Consider the following 20,777-nt stretch of genomic DNA (forward strand, 5'->3'; position numbering starts at 1 on the left):
TAGCATTAAAGGAAATAATTGCACCTTGTATCTTTAGGCAGCTTTGGTAAAACTACGTATAAGATTTTTGCGGACGGAGGGTGAAAATTCATGGCCGTAAATAAACAGCATCCATTTGTTCCTGGATATCGGTTAAGTGTAAACAATGTGGAAATCTATTACGAATACTTCGATCATGAAAACCCTGATGCAAAAGTAATTGTGCTCGTTCATGGGTTTTTATCTTCTACGATCAGTTTCAGAAAATTACTTCCCAATCTGACAAAGGATTATAAAGTGATTGCTCTTGACCTGCCCGGATTCGGTCAAAGTGAAAAATCTGTAAGTTTTATCTATAAGCTTAGTAATTATGGGCAATTAATCATTGATTTTTTAGACAAGCTTAATATTCAAGATGTGATATTAATCGGTCATTCTATGGGCGGTCAGATTTGCATGCATGCTGCAAGAAAAGCACCTAAACGGATTAAAAAACTTATTCTTCTTGGCTGCTGTTCCTATGTAAAACGAGCCAGCCGTTCATTAATCGCATGCTCTTATTTACCTTTGTTTACATGGGGAATGAAAAGCTGGATTCAAAAAAAAGATGTGAAACAAAATCTATTGGCAGTTTTGCATGATTCAAAATTAGTCACACAAGAAATGATCGACGGATACAGCAAACCAATAAGTGAAGCGGCTTTTATCAATTGTTTAATTCGGCTTTTAAGACACCGCGAAGGGGATATGAGTTCAGAAGAGTTAAAAGAGGTAACTCAGCCCGTATTGATGATCTGGGGTAAGGAAGACAAAGTTATTCCTTTGAAGACCGGCTATAGGCTCAAACACGATCTCCCAAACGCCGAACTCATTGTCTATGAAAAATGCGGCCATCTTGTAATGGAAGAAAAACCTGAGGAGATTACAAAAGAAATTTTTCGTTTTATCGAACAGCCAAAAGGGGCCAGCCATGAGATTCTTTAAAACAGGAAAGTCCATTAAGTCTGATCCCCTCGCACAAGAAAAAGAAAATAAGAGATTGGACAATAACATCCTATGGCAAGAAACAGGGATTTCCGACTGGTTTTCTGGCTATGTTGAAACGCTGATTTCACAAGAAAGGTTTAACAAAGAGGTACTTCGTTTCGTACAAGACCATCAAAAGCTCTCAAGCAAAGAAATGTTCGAACAGCTTCCATTTGGAAATAAACATTGGAATGAGAACCCTGATAATCAAACAATTAATACAATGATTCTTCAGGGGTGTGTCGCACTGAAGAAGCATTCATCTTCAGGGATTATTTTCGTTCACCTAATGAAAGAACAAACTGTCAGAGCCATAAGTGTACCTGAAGTAGAATTTAGCGTAGTCGGTCCAAAAGAAGCTTTTAATGAAGATTTAGAAACAAACTTGGTATTGATTCAAAAAAGGCTCCCTACCTCTGCTTTGCAAATTGAGCTTATCGAAATCGGCTTACGCACTAAAACGAAGGTCGCTGTTCTTTACTTAAAAGATATCGCGAACGATGAAAATGTTATGACACTGAAAAAGCGGTTAGCTGGAATTGAATATGATCACATTTTAGACAGCTCTTATTTGATTCAAATGATTGAAGACAATAAAATGTCTATCTTTCCGCAATTTATCGACACAGAAAGGCCTGACAGAATTGTTGCATCTTTAATAGAAGGCAAGGTTGCATTCTTAACGCAGGGTTCTCCCCATGGTGTTTATGGACCTGTCTCGATCTTAGAATTTTTTTCGGCATTTGATGATTACTTTTTATCATGGCATATTGCTTCTCTTTTCCGATTAATGAGAATGTTTGCCGTATTTTTTTCAATTTTTGCAACACCTTTATATGTTTCCGTAATTACCTATCACCCTGAATTGATACCAGATGATCTTTTATCAACGCTGACCACTTCAAGGACAGACATCCCTTTTCCACCTGTTCTTGAGGCCTTGTTCTTGGAACTAACCATAGAACTATTAAGAGAAGCTGGCGCCCGTTTGCCTACAAAAGTCGGACAAACGATCGGTATCGTTGGGGGGATCGTAATAGGAACAGCCTCTGTTGAAGCAGGATTAACAAGTAACGTTCTTTTAATTATTGTCGCTTTATCAGCACTTGCTTCCTTTACGACTCCTGTATATCGCATGAGCAACGCGATCCGGCTGATTCGTTTCCCGATGATTATTCTTTCAGGCTTTTGGGGACTCCTAAGTTTAACCCTGGGATTAATGATGATTATTTCACATTTGCTGGCTTTAACTTCATTAGGAAGACCATACCTTGCTCCTATTTATCCTCCCAGACTTTCTGACTGGAAGGATTCGTTTGTAAGATTGCCATTTTATGTGCAAAAAGAAAGACCTAAACAATTAAAGGTCAAAGAAAAACGAAAAATGAGCTGGTGGAAAAAGAGGGATGTTGATGAATTTGAATAAAAGTAAATTTCCGCCTCAAGTTCATGAAAACGCCAAAATCGCACCACAACTCGTTTTCTTTTTAGTTATTGGTGCACAAATTGGAGTTGGAATCCTTGGTTTTGTTAGATATTTAGCGAAGTTTGTAAATCAGGACAGCTGGCTTGTTGTTATTGCAGGAGGTTTAGGCATCCATCTCGTTATTTGGATGATGTTTTCCATTCTGAACAAGCATGGCGGGGATATATTTAATATCCACCATCAATTCTTTGGAAAATGGCTGTCTATACCGTTAAGTATGATGCTTTCCCTGTATTACCTGGCTACAGCGGTTGTAGTTCTTCGCACATTTATTGAAGCCGTGCAAAACTGGATGTTTCCAGGTATACCAACTTGGACTCTTTCTTTGTTTTTCACAGCAATGACCTATTACATCGTTACGAAGGGATTTCGTGTAATAACCGGAATTGCATTTTTTAGCTTTGTATTAACAATATGGATTATGTTTACTCATTACTTCCCTATAAAACATGGACAAGTTATCAATCTCATGCCTTTTCTCGATCATAAGTTAGGGGATTTTTATCAGGCGTTTAAAGTGATGGTTTTAAGTTTTATTGGCTTTGAATATTTACTTGCTTATTATCCTCATATTCAAAATCCAAAAAAAGCACAAAAATGGGCTCATTATGGTTCAGCATCTACCACGGTTATTTATCTAATTACAACCATTTCAACTCTGATGTATTTCAGCCCGAAACAGCTGCAGGGGTTAACGTGGCCGACCCTTCAAGAATGGAAGATCGTTACCTTCCCTTTTATCGAGCGATTTGAATATATAGGGATTTCATTTTTCGGTATTGTTATTCTCATCAATCTGGCACTAGCACTTTGGGCATCTTGCCGAGGATTAAACAGGGTGTTAGATATTAAGATCCGATTATCTGTAATTCCCGTTTCTATCATTTTATTTCTTGCTCCTGCATTTTTCACAACCCGTTTTCAGGTAGATGTACTTAATAACTATACAGGAAAAATCGGATATTATTTGTTTTATGCCTATATACCGCTGCTTTTTATAATAAGTTCTTTTAAAAAAGGAGCAAACAAATGAAAAAAACAATTCTCCTTTTTATGTGTTTCTTATTAAGTGGATGTGCAGAAAGAGAGGTTTTGGATGACATTACAATTGTAAGAACAATTGGATTTGATCAAGCAAAAAAAGAAAATGAAATTAAAGGTACAATCAATTATCCAATATTTATAAACGAACAAACTTTTAAAATGAAATATTTAACTGCGTCTGGAGAAACGTCAAAAGAAATTAGAAACGAACTAAATGAAATGACAGCGAAACCTATCTTTATAGGAAAATTAAATACGGTGCTATTTAGCGAGGTGCTTGCGAAAAAAGGAATCATGGAAACACTGGATACATTACAAAGAGATCCCGGTGTAGGAAGAGCCATTTATCTGGGTATCACTAAACAAAGTACAGAAAGTGTTTTATCCGATGATTATGGTCATACAAATTTGGATGGCAACTATTTCAGCAATTTGATTAAACAAAATGAAAACTATTCTAATCTGCCATATTTAAATTTCCATACGTTTCTATACGCTTTTTTTGCAGATTGTATGGATCCTGTGATGCCATATTTATCAAAGAAGAATGAGGCAGTAAAAATTATAGGTCTTGCTCTTTTTAAAAAAGATAAGATGGTTGGAACAATAAATGAGCATCAAATCCTGATTTTCAAGACCTTATTTCAAAATTTTAACGAAGGGAGTTTTCAGTTTTCTACTAAAGAATACAAAGGCAATCTTGAAATTCTAAAAAGTAAACAGCACTTTAAAATCATAAAGAAACCTCATCAAAAAGTCATGATCATTGTAGATGTAAAAGGCCGCTTAACTGAATATACAAAAGTTAATGCGGGTGATCCAAAGATAGTGAAAGGGATAGAAAAAAACATAAAAAAAGAACTCGAACATAAAGCCCGAGAGTTAATAGGTAAATTTCAAGAACTCAATATCGATCCTCTTGGAGTCGGGGAACATGTGCGTTCTCAGACAAGGGGATTCAATTCTAAAAAATGGCTCGATCAATACCAAGATACGGATATTAAGGTTGTATATAATCTTAAAATTACGGAATCCGGGATATCACAATAAGGGCTGTCCCAAGAGTCAGGTAAACTGACTTTTGGCTGCCCGAATTTCTTTATTTTTCAAATAAAGAGAGGCTGACTTCATAAGTTTTTTACTATGGAGTCAGCCCCTTACTTTTATAGATTTTTATTGTTCTCTGCTCTTTGTCATCTGCTGCCAAACCGTTCCTGCTGCTTCCTCACCGCTTTGAATGCGCTCTAAAGCAATTTTCACTTGTAAAGCTACTTCAAATTCCGGGTCATCTTGGGCAGCTTTTAATGCCGGGACTGCTGTTTCATCACCAACTTCAAAAAGAAAACGTGCTGCACGCCATCTAACTAATTTGTTTTTATCAGAGAGTGCATCACACATTACTGAAATGGCCTTTGGATTGCCCAGATCGGACAAGGCATCACCTGCCGTACGTCTTACAGACACATTTTTGTCCTGCAAAGCATGATACAATAATGGGAGAACAGCTTCATCTTCAATCATTCCTAAATAGACAACTGCTAGACGTCTGATGGATGGCTTTTCATCCTTTAAAGCTTGTTTCAAAACCATTACATCATCAAGTGTCGGATTCATTCTTTCGAGTGCCGCATACCTAGTTTGCCAATCACTGTTACGGAGCTTATCAGCTACTTCAGAAGTTGAAACGTTCTCTTCCTCCATTTTTGTTTCGCCATCCGAGCTATACGCCTGTTCAACTAACTGATCAAGACGTTCTTGAGGATAAACGGCTGACAGTTCTTCTGCTACCTCATTTCCTACTTGCTCAAATGTTCCATAACGAACACCTTGTTCTTCCCATTTTCGCTCCATTACAAGGTTGTCTGAAGAATCCTGCGCTTTAAGTGCTGCTTTTGCAAAACGTTCCGGCAGTCCAACTCGTTTTTCTTCCTTTTCCGTTTTAAGCTTAATCTGCATCGGCAAGCCGCGGAACATTTGAATAAGAACCGTAATTTCAGTAAATTCTTCTTCTTTTTCCTCATTTTGTTCAGCTGCAGATTCTTCTTCCTGTCCAAATACTTTTCGTACTCCCGCTAAAATATCTTCCCATTTCGAACGGGGATTCCGGTCCAGAGCCATAAAATCGGCAACATGATAGATGCTCTTTACCCCTTCTACTTTAAAGATTTCTTGAATAAACTCAGGTGCGTTCTGAGCATTGTCTTTTGTATAATTGTGGCGCTCTGTTCCTGGCAGTGTCTCATCTAGATTTATTTTCATGGAGTTAGGGCTCGGAGTTGGTTCAATTCCTGTAATCTTCAATTATCATTCACTCCTTATTCATTAACTGTTCTGCATTTATAGAATCTAAATAGCTTGTAATTTGCTCTTTTTCTTTATCCGTAAACTTGTACTCACAATCCACGCCTTCATCATGTGCGATGATTTCCTGAAGCTCACCGTCTTTATCATATACTGCAAGTGCACTTGGATCGCTTAATCCCTCAGGCAGAATTTCCACATTTTTAATCTCGAATGATATATAAACATTTAACCATGGGCCTACCTGGTTAATTTCATAACCAGTAAAGTTGAGCTTTCCTTCAAAATAATTTGTAAATCCATACTTGTACATAGTTTTCCTCCAATAAGCATCTCTTTCCTATTATAAGGAACATCCCTCTAAATCTCAAAAAATGCTGTTTAACGTAAAAAAACAAACACATAAAGATGTGCTTGTTTTTAAAGATGGATTGCTTTTGGCTCACGATTGTTTCATTCTTCATTGACAAGTTGATTGGAGTGTAAAGTGCGAGACTCCGGCGGGATCAGCGTGACAGGTGAGACCCCGGCAGGCTTGAATAGCCTAGGGGGCTCACCGCACGCCCCGCGGAAAGCGAGCATCTTGAAACGGAAATCAACCACTTCCAAAAGCAACAAAGTTTGTTACAAACAATCTACTTGATAGAGAGACTTGAAAAACTCATTTCTTTGAGAATAGCGCGCACAGGGCTGCCATCTCCTTCTTTTAATGGAAGAGGAAGTGCAATCAATTCATAATCCCCTTCTGGAACTTCATCAAGCACCAATCCTTCTAAAATATGAATGTTATGCTGATGAAGCGCATGATGTGCCAGCAGCTCCTTGCTGTCAAGCGGATCGACTGACGGCATATCGACTCCGATCAAACCTACACCATGTTGTTTTAAAAAAGGAACCACATCAGGAGAAACGGGTACGATTTTTTCAGGGAAAATGGTACGGTCATTCCAGCAGCTCGTCTTAAAAATCACACGTTTTGTGCCGTTTTTTATTTTCCCCTCTATACTTTCAGCTGTAATCTCCAAAGCACCTGTAACATCGATCACCAAAGCGGGACCTGTGTACAGATCAAGAGGCAGGTCGATGACTCTTTTCCCTTCATTATCAAAATGAAAAGGAGCATCGACATGTGTGCCAGTATGAGTACTCATCTCAAGTCTGCCAACGTTAACAGAACCCGATTGTTCCTTCGTCCAAGCCAGGTCAAATGCATAAGGAGTGTCCCCTGGCCAGCCAGGAACACCATTATATAGCGGCATAGAAATATCAAATATCTTCACTCTTCCTAATCTCCTTATGCAATGACTTCTCGTTTATTTTCATATTTCTCATATTCACGTGTGTTTATTATTTTAGCTAAAATGTGGACAGCGTCATATACATCACGGAACGAATTGTAAAGAGCTACAGGAGCTAGACGGATCACATTAGGGGCACGGAAGTCAGGCACTATGCCATTATCTTTTAAAGCTTTACATATTCTGGCTGCATCGTTATGCATCAATGCCACATGTCCGCCTCGTCTCGCATCGTCTAATGGATTTACAATTTTAAATACATCTTTTAGCTCTTGATCCAACAGATCCATTAATAACGTTGTAAGTTTTAATGATTTACTTCTGATCCTTTCAATCTTCGCTTCTTCGAAGATTGAAAGCGAACCGATTAATGGAGCAGTACTGAGCATATGCGGAGTACCGATTTGAAATCCGCCAGCAGATTCTTCAGCGTCAAATGTATGGTCCATATCAAACTGCGATTCTTTTTTACTTCCGAACCATCCGGAAAGTCCAGGTGTTTTTGTGAAATGCTTTTTATTTACATAAATACCGCCTACTCCCCCAGGTCCTGCATTTACATATTTATAGTTGCACCATAAAGCGAAATCAACACCCCACTTGGATAATTCATGAGGGATCGCACCAATTGAATGACAAAGATCAAATCCAATCGGAATATTTCGTTTGTGCGCCTCTTTAGTCAAACGTTCCATATCAAGCAGTTGGCCACTGCGGTATAGAACGGAAGGCAGTACGATTAGGGCAACGTCATCTGTCATTGCATCAATAATATCCTGCTCCTCCAAAGTCATACCGTTCTTGCTCTTAACTTGAACCAGTTCTGTTTCAGGATTAAGCCCTTTCAGCTTCAGCTGGCTTTGAAGTGCATATATATCTGACGGAAAAGTCAGCTCATCTGCTAGAATCTTCGTCTTGCCTGGTTTTGGCTCGAAAAATGTGGCTGCCAGCTGATGCAGGTTTACTGTTGTCGATCCGGTTACGATTACTTCTTTCGCTTCTGCACCTACTAGTACTGCTAACTTTTCAGCTAACTGTTCACTCAGTGTGAACCAAGGGTGTTTACCACCCATCCAGCCGTCGATTCCTTGCGCTTTCCAATCGTTAAGAACATCCAATAAAGATTGTTCAGCTCTTCTTGATAAGAGACCTAAAGAATTTCCATCTAAGTATATCGAATCATTTTTTACATAAAACTCATTTTTAAAAGAAGCCAGTTCATCATTCTGATCAAAAAGTTCTACTGTTTCCGCTGTAATTTGGGTCATCTTGTTAATTCCTCCCGCGACTAGTTCTTGTAACCGTTTTCAACACAAGGTAAAAAGACATATACTTTTCCCCTCATCTTCCATTATGATAGAGCGAAGGGGGGTGTTGCCAGTGAAACGTTATTTGTGGTTTTCGGGAATAATTTCCGTTTTCTTTATTACCATTGCACTCTTATATATGTATAATAACGCAGATTTACAGGCGATAGAAGAGAAAAAGGCACCCAAGCTAGAAAATACAGCCGTGCCGAAACAAACAGAGCCTGAACCAGCAGTTGAAGAGCCCGTCGAAAAAACAACACGCCTTACACTCTCAGCTGTCGGTGATATTTTAATTCATGACACCGTTTATAATAAAGCCAAACAGCAATCCGGCGTATATAATTTCAATCCAAACTTTGTACCGGTAAAACCCTATCTGACACAGCCTGATATTACAATGGCGAACCAGGAGACGATGATTGGCGGTACACAATTTGGTTTATCTTCTTACCCATCTTTTAATTCTCCTCACGAAGTGGGTGATGCATTAAAAGAAAATGGTGTTGATCTTGTTACACTAGCGAACAACCATACACTTGACCGCGGGGAAAAAATTATTCTTAGCGCGTTAAATTATTGGAACGAAATTGATGTGATGTATACAGGAGCATATGTTTCACAGGACGATCAGCAGAACATCAGGCTCATGAAAAAGAACGATATCACGGTTTCCTTTTTAAGCTATACATATGGGACTAACGGAATACCTGTCCCTGCCGGAAAAGATCATCTTGTGAATTTAATCGAGGCAGAAAAAATTAAAAATGACATACAAAGAGCCAAGGATTTGTCAGATGTATCGGTTGTGTCTCTGCATTTTGGCAATGAATATGAAAGAATGCCAAATGATTTTCAAAAGGAAATTGTTAAAGTTGTCACAGAAGCTGGCGGTGACATTATCATCGGACATCATCCACACGTCCTTCAGCCAGTGAAATGGGAAACGGCAAGTGACGGGTCAAAGACCTTTGTGTCCTATTCATTAGGGAATTTCCTATCTGGACAAAGAAGGAACTATAAAGATATAGGCGGTATCGTTCAACTCACGGTAACAAAACATGTAAAAGGAGAAGAAACCACAATCGGTCTGGTGGAACCTAAATTCCTTCCGACTTATGTGGATCATTCTTTCGTTATTCACCCTATGAAAGATCTGCCTGAAATGAAAAAATCATACGACGAGATTAAGGCACACATGAAGCAATGGGTACCTGAACTGAATTTCTTTGAATAAAAAACAGAAAAGCTGGCTCAGATGTGAGCCAGCTTTTACTTATTTTCCTTTAGAACGCGGACTTTGTGTATCTCTTTTTGGAATTTCGTCTGCAAATTTTTCATCTGAAAACTCTACGTTTGTCATACTTTCTGTCGGTGTCTGATTATTTTTTGCCGCTGCGTCTAAAGCATGTTTTCTTTTCGCCATAATAACATCCCTCCTTACCAGTAGGATGTGTACTTTCTTAAAAATTAAAAGGTGACGCCTATATAATTGAGACGGACTATTTTTTACAATCGTTGATTTTTACGGTACGTGATTTTTTTATTATTACACGTTCGCCCGATTTGAATGGGTTTTAACCCAATAGTGTCCTTGTTTCGCCCCAACCAAGCCTCGCTGTACCCCGAAATCTAGAAGTTTCGCCCGATAACCACTCATCTTCACCCCGTAAGTGTTTTTCCAGCTTAAAAACCTAATCACTAGACATGCTGCTATTCAAAATTTTATAAAAAAAAAAGAAAAGCTGACCCCACAAAGCATTTACGTCTTTGTGGATCAGCTTTTTTAACTTATAACACCATAGCCGCAATGAATCCAAATGCGATCAATGGTAAGTTGTAATGAAGAAATGTTGGAACACACGTATCCCAAATATGATTATGCTGATTATCTACATTCAAACCAGATGTTGGTCCAAGCGTACTGTCTGATGCTGGTGAACCTGCATCTCCTAGTGCTGCAGCTGTTCCAATCAAAGCTATGGTCGCCATTACACTAAGACCCAATTCGCCTGCAAGCGGAACAAAAATCGTTGTAATGATAGGGATAGTTGAGAATGAAGAACCAATCCCCATTGTCACAAGCAGACCGATCACTAACATTAGAAACACCCCAAGTGCGGCAGAGTTGCCAATAAATGCAGCACTGTCTTTTACCAATGTTTCAACTTCACCTGTCTCACGCATAACCGCTGCAAATCCTGCTGCAGAAATCATTACGAATCCGATGTATGACATCATTTTCATACCTTCAGTTAAAACAACATCTGAAGATTTTAATTTTAATTGACCACTAAAATATAGCAATATAATACCTGATAGTGCACCGAAGATCATTGAATCAGTTTGTAATTGTACGAAAAGAGTTGCAGCGATCGCTAAAACTGCTGTAATGATTGATCGTTTTGTGTAAACTGCTGCTTCAGAATTGGCAGAGTCGACAATTTTATTTTCATAACTACGAGGCTTTCGATACGTAATGAAAACAGCAATCAACAAGCCTGCGATCATACCTAATGAAGGAATCGTCATCGCTGTTGGTATTTGATCCATTTTTACTGTTAATCCGCTATCCTTCATATTTGTCTGAAGAATTTCATGAAAAATGCCTCCAAATCCTACAGGGAACCACATATATGGTGTGATTAAACCAAATGTGATAACGGTAGCCACCAGACGTCTGTCTAACTGAAGCTCATTTAAAACATGAAGAAGAGGCGGAATGAAGATTGGAATAATTGCTATATGAACTGGAATCAAGTTTTGAGAAAAAGATGAAATCATTAATATGATAAAAAGAATAAGAACTTTTGAAAGAGATTTTTTTCTCGTTTCTCCTTCTCTACCTACAAGCAAGATGGCTTTATTAACCATTAACGCTGGAAGTCCCGTTCGTGACAGGGCCACAGCAAAACTTCCTAACAATGCATAACTTAGTGCAATTACTGCATTCGATCCTAATCCTTCGGTAAATACGGTTATCGTTTCAGTAAGGCCCATTCCAGCAATAAAACCGCCTGTAAGTGAACCTACTAGTAAAGCAACAACTACATGTATACGTAAAAGGCTTAGTACCAGCATAACTGCTACTGCTAATACCACAGCATTCATTGTATTATTTCCTCCTTAAAGCTTTATTACTTTATTTCGCTAAATCGCTAATTTGTTAAACCTTTAATAAATTAACATGTCTGCTCGGGTGTGTCAATTAAAAAAAGGAAGCTGAATCACGCTAGATTCAGCTTCCTTGTTATTTTATGCTTTAAAGTTTCTAACAAATGTTGTCAATGTGCGGACCATTACTCCTGTTGCACCCTTTGGACCAAGTTCCGATGCTCTTGATGAGTATGCTGTTCCAGCAATATCTAAATGTACCCAAGGAGTTTTTTCTGCGAATTCTCCTACAAATAATCCCCCTGTAATGGCATGCCCGAGTCTTCCGGTAGCGTTATTTAGATCAGCGACATCACTTGTTTTCAGCATATCTTTGAATGGCTGAAAACTAGGAAGAAGCCACAAAAGTTCTGCTTCATCTGATGCTGATTGTTTAATATGCTCATAGAAGTTTTCATCATTCGTTAAGGCACCTGTTGTGCAATCTCCGAGAGCTACCAATACTCCCCCTGTTAGTGTTGCAACATCAACTATGAATGCTGCTCCTTGCTCTTTTGCGTATGTAATCGCATCAGCAAGAATTAATCGTCCTTCGGCGTCGGTGTTACGCACTTCGATTGTTTTTCCGCTTAATGAAGTTATAACGTCACCTGGCTTCATGGCAGATCCGTTTACAAGGTTTTCCGAAGATGGAATAACAAACATTACATTTATCTCAGGCTTTAAACGGCCGATAGCTTCCATCGCACCAAGCACAGCAGCACTTCCGCCCATATCACTTTTCATCTCGTGCATGTTTAATGCAGGTTTAATCGAGTATCCTCCGGCATCAAACGTTAATCCCTTACCAACTAATGCAACAACGGAATCCCAAGTCTTTCGCCCTTGGTATTTTACTGTAATTAACTTCGGAGGCTGGTCGGAACCTTGACTTACTGCCAGAATACCTCCCATACCCAGCTTTTCCATGTCTTCTTTTTCTAAGATTTCGTATTCCATACCGTATTCCAGTGCTACGTCGATGGCTTCAGCAGCAAGATCTGTTGGTGTCAGCAAGTTAGCTGGCGTGTTAACTAAATCTCGTGCCAGATTAATACCTTTCGCATACGCATATCCACTTGTTAAGCCCGCTTCCGCTTCATTATTTTCCGTATAAACCGTAACTTGCTCCAACCTTTTTTGAGGTTCATTAGACTTCTTTTTATAGTTCTCAAATTGGTATGCCGAAGTCCCCGCCGCTTCACTAAAAGCATGTGCAAGTTTTTCCATTGATACTTGATCGCTTTTAAAGGTATCCAGCAGAATTGAAAAATGCGTTCTTTTCTCTTTTGAAATTTCTTGAACTGCTCTGCCAAAGGTATTTCTCACTCTGTCATACGTAAGTTCATCTCGTTTTCCTAAACCAGCAAAATAAATACGTTTCGTACCAACCTGATTCAGAGTATTTAATTTTTTTATACTTTTTAATTTATTCGAAAGGTCTCCGTCTTTAATTAGCTCGGTAATAAGACCTTGAAGTTGTTCATCTATATCAGCCACTACTCCTGAAAGTTTAGGCTCTTGAAATAAACCGACCAGTAGGACTTCTTCTTGTTCTTTAGCATTCCATGGATGTTTTATTGTAAACACGTTAAAGTTCCCCCTTATGCATATTCTTACTTTCTAAACTCATTATACTCTTTCTTTTAGAATATTTCGAATTCACCTTGTTTTATTCTTCTAAATTAATATAGTATGTCGGCAGCATAGGCAAAGTGTGCGATTCTGAGAATGGCACTCTATCAATATGTAAAGGCATTAAATCTAGACATCGTTCGATAAATTGGAGTACAGGCTCTAAATCTAAATTCCAAAAATGAGGTTTGTAAGGTGTCAGATAGATTTTTGCGGCTTTCATCATCTCTCGTGCACCTTTTACATTGCCGTACTCATAATGATATAAGGCGACGGTCATCTGCAGCAGGCCCTTAATAAACAAGTTGCTGCGGTCTGTAAGCCATATCGCCTCTAATAGGTCATGCCCTGTATAATAGTCACCTTCATTAAATACAACAAAAAACTCGTAATACTCCTGAGGAAAAAAGTCCATCTCTAAAACCCCCTTCCATGATTCATGTTACCAGAGATTGAACACCATTCAAATCGGGTAACAACTATCTAAAATAGCCATACTATAAACCACCACAATGAGAGGGAGCCAATTATGTCTGATTTATTTTTCAATTTTCCATTATTCGCAGCATTATTAGGAGTTTTTTCTGCACAATTCTTAAAAATCCCTATCCACTACTTCAATACAAAAAAAATCAAATGGGATCTATTTATAAGCACCGGGGGAATGCCAAGTTCGCATTCAGCTTCCGTTACATCGCTTGCGACTGCAATTGGGGCCATGCATGGTCTAGGCTCTTCTCTTTTTGCTATTGCAGCAATGTTTGCCATTATTGTAATGTATGATGCAAAAGGTATACGATGGCATGCAGGAGAACAAGCCGCAGTACTGAATGATTTAGTAGAGGAATTCAGAGATCACGTTCAGAAATCTAATAAACAATTTGAACAAAAGGATGTTGAAGAGCAAAGAAAAGAATTAAAGGAACTTTTAGGACACAGCCCTAAAGAAGTGTTCTTTGGCGGGCTGCTTGGAATAACACAAACATTAATTCTATCGTGGCTCTTTTTATAATAGGAGGTACTTTGTTTTGAAATTGGTATCAATTTGCCCAAGCAATACAGAGCTTCTTCATTTTTTAGGAGCAACTCCCGACCTGATTGGAATTGACGACTTTTCGGACTGGCCATCAGAGGTGGAGCGATTGCCACGATTAGGTCCTGACTTATCGATTGATATGAACAAGCTTGAAGCTTTAGAGCCAGATTTAGTTTTAGCAAGTTTAAGTGTACCCGGGATGGAGAAAAACATAGAAGAATTGAACAAGCGAAACATTCCACACGTCATCTACGATCCTCAGTCTCTTACAGACATCCAGAATGACTTGCTGGATTTAGGTAAAAGGCTTAACCGATCAAATAATGCTGAGCATGTTGTTAAATGGATGAAAGATGAAATAAACGAATATATGAGAATAAGCAATTCTTTAAATAAACGTAAAAAAATCTATTTTGAATGGTGGCCAAAACCGGTTTTCACACCTGGTAAGATAAATTGGCTAACTGAGATCTCACGTCTTGCAGGTGGTATGAACCTATTTGAAGATGTAGAACTCGCCAGTGTCCAAACAACATGGGAAGATGTTGTAGACCGCAAACCTGATCTGATCGGCATGGTATGGGTTGGCGTAAAGACGGATAAAATGCATCCTTCTCATATAAAGAAAAGAGAAGGTTGGGATATATTGAACGCTCATCAAACTGAGATTGTAAAGCTTGAGGAATCGCTATTTTGCCGTCCTTCACCGCGTTTAATCTTCGGTCTAAAAAGACTTGCTGCACTTATTCTTCCTGATTATTATCCTGCTTTTTTACCTGAGCAAGAAGAAAATGATATGAAAGAGCTTCAAGTTATCATTAGATGACCTGAAGCTCTTTTTTGGTTATGTAGCTTATATCAATATATAAGCTGCTGTCTGAACACTTGCATCGACTTCTCTTCGTTCCATGCCTTAAGTTCTGTTTCAGTTATATCGCCATCACCGAGCTGCACCACATACACATTAATGGTTTTCTTGCCCCACTTTTCATATACTTCTTCTACTGTATTGTAATAAAGATCAATTCTATGCCCTTTAATTGCAGATCCAGTATCAGCAACGACACCATAGCCGTATCCTGGAACCCATAGAACGGTGCCTATCGGAAAAACTTTTGTATCCGCGGCAATTGTTGAATATAAATCTCTTTTTACCTTTACTCCGGATTTCGTTATTCCATATGCAGGATGAGTTTTTTCTTTTCCTGTACTTTCTTTGCCAGCAGTATAACCCGTTGCAGTTACACTTACTGCCGGATATTTTGTAAAATCAATCGTATCCTCTATCGACTTTGGAGGTTTTACCTCAGCAGAAGAAAGCATCATGTTTGGAGCATAAAATGAAGGCATTGATTTTAAGGTTTGTGATAAAGTTTTTAAAGCAGCGTCTACGATTGGGATATCACTGGATTGTTTTTCATCCAGCCAGTTAGCGATATCCTCTGCTTGAACCCCGGAAACAGAACGAAACGTGGTAAAAATAGCGCAGACAAAAAGAAAAGTCAGCACTGTTCTTTTTGCAATTTTTTTTAATTTAAGCAAAAAATGTCCACTCCTCTCCTTTCTATTCCTTCCCATTCATGAAAAAATGTATACGGATTAGTTGTTTAGTCAGAAACAAGAAGAGATTACAACGGACAAATCTGCATCAGATAAGATAATGTCAGTTTCATTGGACGAAACTATCTTATTTAATATACCCACTAAGGTATTAAAGCGACCATTCCCACGGTAAATGGAGTTATTTCGCACGTTAATTGAAAATTAACCACGGAGTCGACAAACGTGGACAATTCTCGCCGCTCGGATACCCCTGCACACAAAAAAAGACTCCCCAGAGGAGAGTCTTTTAAAACATCTGATAACCGCGGACACGAAGTATCTTGATCGCAACGCCTGCTAAAATAGCACCGATAAGTCCGAAAGTTAATATTGTTATATCTGAAGGAGATAAGTTTACTAAATCACTCCCAAGCTTTTGAAAACTTGAACCTGGCTTAGTAAAATACTCAAAAAATCTTATATCATCCACAATCATAACGACGACTAGAGGATAAAAAATAACCATAAACCATGTAGCGCGTAGAAGCATATTAAACAAAAAGCCTATTCCAAAAAAGAGAACCATGAAAAGCAGCATTGAAATAAAAAACTGTGGTAAAAGCAAATCCATGATGTTGACACCCCCATATATCTGTCGTTAGTTTACTAAATGGGGGGATTTACGTCAATTACATTGAGAGCGTTACCTCGTTAAGCTCTTTTCTTTCCGCTTCCGCAGCATTCTACACACGTTTCAGAACCTCCAAGCAACAGCTGGAAATATCCTTTACCTTCACAATATTGACATTGATCATGTTTTTTCTGAACCGCATGTTTTCTCATGTTGTAACACTCCCTTGTTTTTAGTTTAAATTTTCAGATAATAATAACAAGGAATCAGGTGATTGAAAAACCTGTTTTAAGGCTAAATAACCTGATGTAAGCGTAAACATTGAGCGCAATCTTAAATTATCAGAATATTTCGTACATTTTTATCTGCAATCAAAAATTTTATAGGAAGTGTATCCGAATATATCCCCCGGATTAATTTTATCTTCGATATGCTTATTTTTTTCATTCATAAAATAATGAACCATTAAAGAAGTGGCTGGATCATCCTTGAGCTTTTCAGGGGTCAAAAATGCAGCACTTTCTATTTCGTTTTCATCCGCAAATAATGCCCCGCTCTTCTTTTTCAGTAAAAAAACAATCATATTATCACTGATGGTTTCTTTGATTACGCCTGAACGAACGCCTAGTACTGAAACCACTTCTCCCAAAATACCAGTCTCTTCAAAGACTTCTCTGACTGCTGCTTCATCGACGGTTTCTCCTGCATCAACAAATCCTGCCGGAATGGACCATTTGCCTTTTAATCCACCATATTTCTTCTTTACGACGAGCCATTTCCCATCATCTATTAAAAGGCCAGCAGCTGCAAGCCAAATCTTTCCTCTGTCTTTTTTAGTCATCAGCTTGATCGCCCTTTCAATATTTTTTAAATAGTTTCCATGTAATACCTTCAATCAATCTTAACAGAGCTAATATAAAAAAGAACAGAAGCATTAGCTCCTGTTCTTAGTTTACACGATTCGATTTAGAAAAGTTTTAATTTACCTTTTTTAATAACCATTGGTACTCCGCCAAGTAAGAACAGGTAACGGTTATCGATTACTTTTTTCATAGCAGATGCAGTAGCACCGAACAATTTCTTGTTTCCTACTTTACCGATCGCTTCACCTTTACCAAGTGATGCAACCGTACCTTTAATATCTGGTTTGAATTCTTCAAGCTTTCCGCCATTCATCAATGCTTTGATGTTGCGGCCGATTGTATAAGCTTGCTGAATTGCGATTTGTGCAGTTGGAGGGTAAGGACGGTTTGCTTCTTCGTCAATGATAAGCGCGCAATCCCCTGCAACGAAGATGTAATCAAACCCTGGCATACGAAGATCCTTATCAACTTTTACACGTCCGCGCATTGTTTCAAATCCAGCTTCTTCTACTAGATGGTTACCGCGAACTCCGCCTGTCCAAACGATTGTGTTTGCTTTAATTTCTTCACCATTCGCAAGAACAACTCCATCTGTATTACACTCTTTAATCGGAGTGTTAACAAGGAACTCAATTCCGCGGCGCTCAAGGTTGTTGATTGCATACTCAACAAGCTCTTCATCAAATCCAGGAAGTACTGTTGGAGCAGCCTCGATATTTACGATACGTACTTTTTCACGAGGAATATCATACTCGCGGCAAAGCTCAGGAACACGGTCAGCAAGTTCACCAACGAATTCGATACCTGTGAATCCAGCTCCACCTACTACGATTGTAATAAGCTCGTCTTTGTGACCTTCGTTATTATAGCGAGCAAAAGAATAATCAATATGCTCACGAATTTTACGTACTGAGTTAATGCTGCGGATGCTGAATGCATTTTCTTTAAGGCCTTGGATTCCGAAAGTTTCTGGATCTGATCCTAGAGCAATAACTAAATAGTCATATGTTAATTCTTGGTTTTCTAGAATAACACGCTTTTCATCTTTTTTAATTTCTACAACAGTATCTTGTACAAAGTTAACTTTGTTCATATCAATAATGTTGTCGATCATGATACGCGTTTTATCGTGATGCAATGTACCTGCTGCATTTTCGTGAAGCCATGTTGTTTGGTAATGATAATTATGTTTGTTTACAATTGTTACTTCTGCTTCATCTGATCCTAATTCTTTCTGTAAACGAACAGCTGACATGATTCCGCCATAACCGCCGCCTAGAATAAGTATTTTTGGCTTACTCATAAATTTCACTTCCAGTTCTCATTTTTTTTAGTTTGACCTTTTCATTCATTAAATATGAAGAAAAGGAATAGATTGTGATATATTTCACGTAATAAGATATAAATAAATGCAAAAAAAATGTTCGAAATATCGACATCTTTTTTCATACGTACTCATCTTATTCCTTTTTTCTTGTTTTTTCAACCCTTTTTTCGTTATGATAAATATTCAATTCTTTTATGGATTGTTGTCTTTTTGGGTATCACTCTATGCCAAAATATACTAGTGAAAAAAGAGGACTTTTTGCCTTCATAAAGAATGTTTATGAGAGATAGCAAAGAGTTCTGGTCAGAACATATTTCATGTTCATCAGTCATAGAAAACAGAAGAGGTGAAAGTGATGGCAAAAGAAATTTACGATATTACGATTATTGGTGGAGGTCCATCTGGATTATTTGCTGCATTCTACGGCGGCATGCGTCAAATGAAAGTTAAGATTATTGAAAGTATGCCGCAGCTCGGCGGTCAGCTTTCTGCATTATACCCTGAAAAATACATATATGATGTTGCCGGTTTCCCAAAAGTTCTGGCTCAAGACCTTGTTAACAACTTAAAAGAGCAGGCAATGCAATTTAATCCTGAAGTTGTCTTAGAAGAGTCTGTTCAAAACGTTGAAAAAAATGATGAAGAGATTTTTGAATTAACTACCGATAAAACGGTTCATTATAGTAAAGCAGTTCTGATTACAGCAGGTGTTGGTGCATTCCAGCCACGCCGATTGGAGTTAACTTCTGCACAACAATATGAGGGTAAAAACCTGCACTATTTCGTAGATGATCTCCAAGCATTTGCAGGCAAAAGAGTTCTAGTTTGCGGCGGCGGAGATTCAGCTCTGGACTGGTCGTTAATGCTGGAGCCTATCTCACCAGAAGTGACACTGACTCACAGACGTGACAAGTTCCGTGCACATGAGCACAGTGTTGAACAATTAATGAATTCTAAGGTTGTTGTTAAAACTCCATATCAAGTAACCGAATTGATCGGTGACGGTGAAAACATTACAGCAGTCGTTTTAGAAAACGGAGACATAAAAGAGACCATTGAAGTGGATGCAGTTATCGTTAACTACGGATTCATTTCTTCACTCGGTCCGATTAAAACGTGGGGTCTCGATATCCAAAAGAATTCGATTGTGGTTAATTCTAAAATGGAAACAAACATTAAAGGAATTTATGCTGCGGGTGATGTGTGTACGTATGACGGCAAAGTAAAGCTGATCGCTTCTGGTTTTGGCGAAGCACCAACTGCAGTAAACAACGCTAAAACATATATCGATCCTAACGCAAAAACTCAGCCTATGCACAGCACAAGCTTATTTTAAAGGCACTTTTTCAAATCGTTTTTTAAAGACGCTTCGTTGACAAGTTGATTGGAGTGTAAGGTGCGAGACTCCTGCGGGAGTAGCGGGACAGGTGAGACTCACGTGGCGCAAAGCGCTGAGAAGGCTCACCGCACGCCCCGCGGAAAGCGAGCATCCTGGAGCGGAAATCAACCCTTTCAAATAGCAACAAAGTTTACGAAAACAGCCATCTTAAATATCCGAAAGGCGCCGGACAATGGTTCTGGTGCCTTTTCTACATATGTAGTAAAGGAGTGAAATCAATTGAATAGACAATTTACTGAAGAAGAGATGCACGCTGCTGATTGTTTGCAGGAAATCCAAAGAATTATAAGCCAGCTTCACATTACTGACGAATCCTTCCTAGAGGAAACAAGAGATCAAATCCCTCGTTTAAATGAACTTTTAAGCGAGCTGGAAAAATACGCCTTGGAATAATTTCCTTCTGGATTAAGCAGTCATTCTTTGTTATTATAGGTTGTGAGGCGGACAAGTGCCGCTGACCAATTAGTTTTTTCACCCGGCGTTGGCGCGCCGGGTTTTCTTTTACCCTTTTTTAAACGAGGAGATAAATCCATGGAAATGAACTTAATTTTCGGTATCGTGTTCTTTATTTTAGGAACTGTTTTAATGCCGCTTGGTTTAAAACAGACAAGTAAGCAAAACAAAATGCTGCTTATAGGTGCATCCGTTTTTTCGGATTTAATCGGTCTTGCATTAATATTTAAACTTATATAATGATACTTAACGTAACAAAAACCTCCTGAACGAAAAGTTCAGGAGGTTTTGTTGTAT

At 38.5% G+C, this 20,777-nt stretch carries 23 protein-coding genes; 10 read left to right on the top strand and 13 right to left on the bottom strand.

All coding sequences use genetic code 11. From position 1 onward, the window contains the following. Positions 1 to 90: 90 nt before the first annotated feature. Genes ACFQ4X_RS12190 through ACFQ4X_RS12205 form a run of 4 tightly spaced genes read left to right on the top strand, consistent with a single transcriptional unit; the run spans position 91 to position 4,585 of the window. Complete coding sequence (locus ACFQ4X_RS12190; protein ID WP_379835457.1) at positions 91 to 963, top strand: alpha/beta fold hydrolase; 873 nt, start codon at positions 91 to 93, stop codon at positions 961 to 963. Beyond that, entirely contained in the window at positions 950 to 2,431 is a 1,482-nt protein-coding gene (locus tag ACFQ4X_RS12195; RefSeq protein WP_379835459.1) for a spore germination protein, read from the top strand. The genes ACFQ4X_RS12190 and ACFQ4X_RS12195 overlap by 14 nt, the downstream gene beginning before the upstream one ends. Then, complete coding sequence (locus ACFQ4X_RS12200) at positions 2,418 to 3,524, top strand: GerAB/ArcD/ProY family transporter (protein WP_379835461.1); 1,107 nt, start codon at positions 2,418 to 2,420, stop codon at positions 3,522 to 3,524. Before ACFQ4X_RS12195 ends, ACFQ4X_RS12200 begins: the two co-directional genes overlap by 14 nt. Beyond that, the gene (locus ACFQ4X_RS12205; RefSeq protein ID WP_379835463.1) at positions 3,521 to 4,585 is read left to right on the top strand and encodes a Ger(x)C family spore germination protein; all 1,065 of its coding nucleotides are present in this window, start codon (positions 3,521 to 3,523) and stop codon (positions 4,583 to 4,585) included. Before ACFQ4X_RS12200 ends, ACFQ4X_RS12205 begins: the two co-directional genes overlap by 4 nt. Before the next feature lie 123 nt (positions 4,586 to 4,708). Here the strand turns inward: ACFQ4X_RS12205 and ACFQ4X_RS12210 are convergent, their stop codons facing one another. The 4 genes from ACFQ4X_RS12210 to kynU all read right to left on the bottom strand — a co-directional run bounded on the left by ACFQ4X_RS12210 (position 4,709) and on the right by kynU (position 8,402). Continuing rightward, entirely contained in the window at positions 4,709 to 5,836 is a 1,128-nt protein-coding gene (locus ACFQ4X_RS12210) for a conserved virulence factor C family protein (protein WP_379835465.1), read from the bottom strand. A 7-nt stretch (positions 5,837 to 5,843) separates the two neighbouring features. Further along, complete coding sequence (locus ACFQ4X_RS12215; RefSeq protein ID WP_379835467.1) at positions 5,844 to 6,149, bottom strand: hypothetical protein; 306 nt, start codon at positions 6,147 to 6,149, stop codon at positions 5,844 to 5,846. Between the two features lie 322 nt (positions 6,150 to 6,471). Continuing rightward, a complete protein-coding gene (kynB, locus tag ACFQ4X_RS12220) occupies positions 6,472 to 7,116 on the bottom strand; it encodes an arylformamidase (protein WP_379835469.1) in 645 nt (214 codons plus the stop codon). A 14-nt stretch (positions 7,117 to 7,130) separates the two neighbouring features. Beyond that, positions 7,131 to 8,402 carry a kynureninase gene (gene kynU / locus ACFQ4X_RS12225; RefSeq protein ID WP_379835471.1) on the bottom strand — a complete coding sequence of 424 codons (1,272 nt, stop codon included), beginning with the start codon at positions 8,400 to 8,402 and terminating at the stop codon, positions 7,131 to 7,133. A 106-nt stretch (positions 8,403 to 8,508) separates the two neighbouring features. Here kynU and ACFQ4X_RS12230 point away from each other — a divergent pair, with 106 nt between their 5' ends. Beyond that, positions 8,509 to 9,678, top strand: coding sequence for a CapA family protein (locus ACFQ4X_RS12230; RefSeq protein WP_425589401.1), 1,170 nt, complete (start codon positions 8,509 to 8,511; stop codon positions 9,676 to 9,678). A gap of 39 nt (positions 9,679 to 9,717) precedes the next feature. Here ACFQ4X_RS12230 and ACFQ4X_RS12235 read toward each other — a convergent pair whose 3' ends face one another. The 4 genes from ACFQ4X_RS12235 to ACFQ4X_RS12250 form a co-directional block, all read right to left on the bottom strand. Then, the gene (locus ACFQ4X_RS12235; protein WP_251321359.1) at positions 9,718 to 9,867 is read right to left on the bottom strand and encodes a hypothetical protein; all 150 of its coding nucleotides are present in this window, start codon (positions 9,865 to 9,867) and stop codon (positions 9,718 to 9,720) included. A gap of 365 nt (positions 9,868 to 10,232) precedes the next feature. Further along, complete coding sequence (locus ACFQ4X_RS12240; RefSeq protein ID WP_379835475.1) at positions 10,233 to 11,552, bottom strand: Na+/H+ antiporter family protein; 1,320 nt, start codon at positions 11,550 to 11,552, stop codon at positions 10,233 to 10,235. A 144-nt stretch (positions 11,553 to 11,696) separates the two neighbouring features. Next, positions 11,697 to 13,184 carry a leucyl aminopeptidase gene (locus ACFQ4X_RS12245; protein ID WP_379835477.1) on the bottom strand — a complete coding sequence of 496 codons (1,488 nt, stop codon included), beginning with the start codon at positions 13,182 to 13,184 and terminating at the stop codon, positions 11,697 to 11,699. Between the two features lie 82 nt (positions 13,185 to 13,266). Beyond that, positions 13,267 to 13,644 (bottom strand): DUF309 domain-containing protein, encoded by a 378-nt coding sequence (locus ACFQ4X_RS12250; protein WP_379835479.1) that lies wholly within the window; start codon positions 13,642 to 13,644, stop codon positions 13,267 to 13,269. A gap of 114 nt (positions 13,645 to 13,758) precedes the next feature. Between ACFQ4X_RS12250 and ACFQ4X_RS12255 the strand changes: the two genes are divergently transcribed. Further along, the gene (locus ACFQ4X_RS12255) at positions 13,759 to 14,241 is read left to right on the top strand and encodes a divergent PAP2 family protein (protein ID WP_379835481.1); all 483 of its coding nucleotides are present in this window, start codon (positions 13,759 to 13,761) and stop codon (positions 14,239 to 14,241) included. A gap of 16 nt (positions 14,242 to 14,257) precedes the next feature. Continuing rightward, positions 14,258 to 15,091: a cobalamin-binding protein gene (locus tag ACFQ4X_RS12260; protein ID WP_379835483.1), complete on the top strand. Its 834-nt coding sequence runs from the start codon at positions 14,258 to 14,260 to the stop codon at positions 15,089 to 15,091. A gap of 32 nt (positions 15,092 to 15,123) precedes the next feature. Here ACFQ4X_RS12260 and ACFQ4X_RS12265 read toward each other — a convergent pair whose 3' ends face one another. The 5 genes from ACFQ4X_RS12265 to ACFQ4X_RS12285 form a co-directional block, all read right to left on the bottom strand. Further along, positions 15,124 to 15,807, bottom strand: coding sequence for a 3D domain-containing protein (locus ACFQ4X_RS12265; RefSeq protein ID WP_379835485.1), 684 nt, complete (start codon positions 15,805 to 15,807; stop codon positions 15,124 to 15,126). Positions 15,808 to 16,114: 307 nt separating this feature from the next. Beyond that, the gene (locus ACFQ4X_RS12270; RefSeq protein WP_379835487.1) at positions 16,115 to 16,438 is read right to left on the bottom strand and encodes a YuiB family protein; all 324 of its coding nucleotides are present in this window, start codon (positions 16,436 to 16,438) and stop codon (positions 16,115 to 16,117) included. Positions 16,439 to 16,518: 80 nt separating this feature from the next. Further along, entirely contained in the window at positions 16,519 to 16,650 is a 132-nt protein-coding gene (locus ACFQ4X_RS12275; RefSeq protein ID WP_165389357.1) for a YuiA family protein, read from the bottom strand. 149 nt (positions 16,651 to 16,799) lie between these two features. Next, positions 16,800 to 17,279: an NUDIX domain-containing protein gene (locus ACFQ4X_RS12280; RefSeq protein ID WP_379835489.1), complete on the bottom strand. Its 480-nt coding sequence runs from the start codon at positions 17,277 to 17,279 to the stop codon at positions 16,800 to 16,802. 125 nt (positions 17,280 to 17,404) lie between these two features. Next, positions 17,405 to 18,604 carry an NAD(P)/FAD-dependent oxidoreductase gene (locus tag ACFQ4X_RS12285; protein ID WP_379835491.1) on the bottom strand — a complete coding sequence of 400 codons (1,200 nt, stop codon included), beginning with the start codon at positions 18,602 to 18,604 and terminating at the stop codon, positions 17,405 to 17,407. Between the two features lie 379 nt (positions 18,605 to 18,983). Here ACFQ4X_RS12285 and ACFQ4X_RS12290 point away from each other — a divergent pair, with 379 nt between their 5' ends. From ACFQ4X_RS12290 to ACFQ4X_RS12300, 3 genes are all read left to right on the top strand, one after another. Then, positions 18,984 to 19,964 (top strand): NAD(P)/FAD-dependent oxidoreductase, encoded by a 981-nt coding sequence (locus tag ACFQ4X_RS12290; protein WP_379835493.1) that lies wholly within the window; start codon positions 18,984 to 18,986, stop codon positions 19,962 to 19,964. Positions 19,965 to 20,246: 282 nt separating this feature from the next. Beyond that, positions 20,247 to 20,420 carry a hypothetical protein gene (locus ACFQ4X_RS12295; RefSeq protein WP_379835495.1) on the top strand — a complete coding sequence of 58 codons (174 nt, stop codon included), beginning with the start codon at positions 20,247 to 20,249 and terminating at the stop codon, positions 20,418 to 20,420. Between the two features lie 138 nt (positions 20,421 to 20,558). Beyond that, positions 20,559 to 20,720 (top strand): hypothetical protein, encoded by a 162-nt coding sequence (locus ACFQ4X_RS12300; protein ID WP_165389355.1) that lies wholly within the window; start codon positions 20,559 to 20,561, stop codon positions 20,718 to 20,720. Positions 20,721 to 20,777: the final 57 nt, after the last annotated feature.

This window comes from Fictibacillus halophilus (genome assembly GCF_042680145.1).
In the GTDB taxonomy this organism is placed as follows: domain Bacteria; phylum Bacillota; class Bacilli; order Bacillales; family Fictibacillaceae; genus Fictibacillus; species Fictibacillus halophilus_A.

Coding starts and splice junctions, on each gene's coding strand:
- ACFQ4X_RS12205 (WP_379835463.1), top strand. CDS start 3,521: ATGAAAAAAACAATTCTCCTTTTTATGTGTTTCTTATTAAGTGGATGT.
- ACFQ4X_RS12200 (WP_379835461.1), top strand. CDS start 2,418: ATGAATTTGAATAAAAGTAAATTTCCGCCTCAAGTTCATGAAAACGCC.
- ACFQ4X_RS12255 (WP_379835481.1), top strand. CDS start 13,759: ATGTCTGATTTATTTTTCAATTTTCCATTATTCGCAGCATTATTAGGA.
- ACFQ4X_RS12270 (WP_379835487.1), bottom strand. CDS start 16,438: ATGGATTTGCTTTTACCACAGTTTTTTATTTCAATGCTGCTTTTCATG.
- ACFQ4X_RS12280 (WP_379835489.1), bottom strand. CDS start 17,279: ATGACTAAAAAAGACAGAGGAAAGATTTGGCTTGCAGCTGCTGGCCTT.
- ACFQ4X_RS12190 (WP_379835457.1), top strand. CDS start 91: ATGGCCGTAAATAAACAGCATCCATTTGTTCCTGGATATCGGTTAAGT.
- ACFQ4X_RS12195 (WP_379835459.1), top strand. CDS start 950: ATGAGATTCTTTAAAACAGGAAAGTCCATTAAGTCTGATCCCCTCGCA.
- ACFQ4X_RS12215 (WP_379835467.1), bottom strand. CDS start 6,149: ATGTACAAGTATGGATTTACAAATTATTTTGAAGGAAAGCTCAACTTT.
- ACFQ4X_RS12240 (WP_379835475.1), bottom strand. CDS start 11,552: ATGAATGCTGTGGTATTAGCAGTAGCAGTTATGCTGGTACTAAGCCTT.
- ACFQ4X_RS12290 (WP_379835493.1), top strand. CDS start 18,984: ATGGCAAAAGAAATTTACGATATTACGATTATTGGTGGAGGTCCATCT.
- kynU (WP_379835471.1), bottom strand. CDS start 8,402: ATGACCCAAATTACAGCGGAAACAGTAGAACTTTTTGATCAGAATGAT.
- ACFQ4X_RS12275 (WP_165389357.1), bottom strand. CDS start 16,650: ATGAGAAAACATGCGGTTCAGAAAAAACATGATCAATGTCAATATTGT.
- ACFQ4X_RS12250 (WP_379835479.1), bottom strand. CDS start 13,644: ATGGACTTTTTTCCTCAGGAGTATTACGAGTTTTTTGTTGTATTTAAT.
- ACFQ4X_RS12300 (WP_165389355.1), top strand. CDS start 20,559: ATGGAAATGAACTTAATTTTCGGTATCGTGTTCTTTATTTTAGGAACT.
- ACFQ4X_RS12285 (WP_379835491.1), bottom strand. CDS start 18,604: ATGAGTAAGCCAAAAATACTTATTCTAGGCGGCGGTTATGGCGGAATC.
- ACFQ4X_RS12235 (WP_251321359.1), bottom strand. CDS start 9,867: ATGGCGAAAAGAAAACATGCTTTAGACGCAGCGGCAAAAAATAATCAG.